At 73.2% G+C, this 1,682-nt stretch carries 1 protein-coding gene and 1 pseudogene; one reads left to right on the top strand and one right to left on the bottom strand.

Annotated features, from left to right (window positions below):
• Positions 1 to 130, top strand: a pseudogene (locus OO54_RS48155) (ABC transporter permease); the annotation flags it as partial.
• A 279-nt stretch (positions 131 to 409) separates the two neighbouring features.
• On the opposite strand, the gene OO54_RS40785 reads toward OO54_RS48155, so the two are convergent.
• A complete protein-coding gene (locus OO54_RS40785; protein WP_033212753.1) occupies positions 410 to 1,318 on the bottom strand; it encodes an aminoglycoside phosphotransferase family protein in 909 nt (302 codons plus the stop codon).
• Positions 1,319 to 1,682 lie beyond the last annotated feature (364 nt).

Raw genomic sequence — 1,682 nt, 5'->3', positions numbered from 1 at the left:
GACCCTCCGCGGCCTCCTCCTCGGCACCGAGATCGGCCACAACGGCTGGCTCGCCGTCGCCTGGTGCCTCGGCCTCACCGCCCTCGGCTACTTCTGGTCGAAGGCCTCGTTCGACCGCGACCCCAAGTAAGTCCCGTGAGCACGAGGGCCACCGAGCCCACCAGCACCGATGGCACGACCCGCACGGCCGGCAAGACCAGCACCACCCTCGCCGTCGGCACCGCACACACCGCCGGCACCGCCCGGGCCGGTCCGCCCGGGAGCCGAAGCCGCGAAGGCCCGTCGCCACCATCCCCCGATGGCGCGACGGGCCTTCGCCGTTCCCCACGCGTAAAAGCCGCGCCGGGAAGCGGTACGTCGTCCAGGAAGCAGTACGTGCTTCCAGGCAGCGGTACGTCATCCAGAGCCGTCAGGCACCTGACGCGTACTCCGCGAGCGCCTCCGTACGCGTACGGCGGGCGACCTCCGCCAGCACCGGATTCGTCACCCGGTAGTAGTTCTCGGTCACCAACCCCCAGGCGAGGGCCCAACCGCGCCCACGCGCCCACGTGGCGTCGTCGGCGCCGGAGGCCTCACGGAAGAGATGCCGGGTATCGGCGGTCAGCAGGCTCCAGGCGGGCATCATGTCGCAGGCCGGGTCACCGACGCCGAGGCCGCCGAAGTCGATGACGGCGCTGAGGCGGCCCTCACGAGTGAGCAGGTTCCCCGGCAGCAAGTCGGCGTGAACCCAGACCGGGGCACCGTCCCACTGCGGAAGCCGCAGCACCGACTCCCAAGCCGCGATGGCCAGTTCGGCATCGACGACACCATCCGCCCCGAGCTCCCGGACCGCGCCCGGCAGATGCCCGCCCTCCCACTCCGTGACCGGCCCGCCCCTGAACGAGACGGGACCGCCGCTCGCGTCCACACCCCGCAAGGCACGCCCGAAGCGGCCCAACTCGACGGCCGCGTGCGCGAGATCGGCGACCGGCGCGTCGAACGCGTCGTCACCGTCGAGCCACCGGTACACCGACCACGGCAGCGGAAAACCCTCCCCCGCCTCCGCCCGCCCCACCGGCACCGGAACCGCCAGCGGCAGATGCGGAGCCAGCACCGGCAGCCACCGCTGCTCCTTCTCCACGTGCCGCGCCGCGTACGGCACCCTCGGCAGCCGTACGACGAACTCCTCCCCCAGCCGGAACATCGCGTTGTCCGTCCCCGCGGAGTCCACCGCCCGCACCGGCAGCCCCGCCCACTCGGGAAAACGCCCTGCCACCAGCCCCTCGACGAGGGCCACGTCTATGTCGAGCTCGTCCGGTTGCATCTTGATCCCTGCCATGGCGCGGAGGCTAACCCCCACCACCCCTACCCAGCCACGCGTTTTCGCCCGGGGCGCCCTGGCAGGACCGGATTGCGCGCCGCGCCCTTGGCAGGACCTCGTTGTGGGCCGCGCCCTCGGCAGGGCCGGGTTGCGGGCCACGCCCCCGGGTTGTGTGCCGCACCCGTCACCGCGCCCCCCGGTTGCGGGCCGCGCCCCTGGCAGGACCCCGGGTTGTGGGCCACGCCCCGGCAAGACCCCGGGTTGCGGGCCGCTCCCCCGGCATGACCCCGGGTTGTGGGCAACTGTTCCGCAAGGGCGGAACGGGTGGGCACAACCCACCACGGCGCCGCACCTTCGGCGCACCGTCCAGGCCCGGAAGCCT

Source organism: Streptomyces wedmorensis, from assembly GCF_000716445.1.
In the GTDB taxonomy this organism is placed as follows: Bacteria; Actinomycetota; Actinomycetes; order Streptomycetales; family Streptomycetaceae; genus Streptomyces; species Streptomyces wedmorensis.
This window is presented reverse-complemented; position numbering and strand designations above follow the sequence as displayed.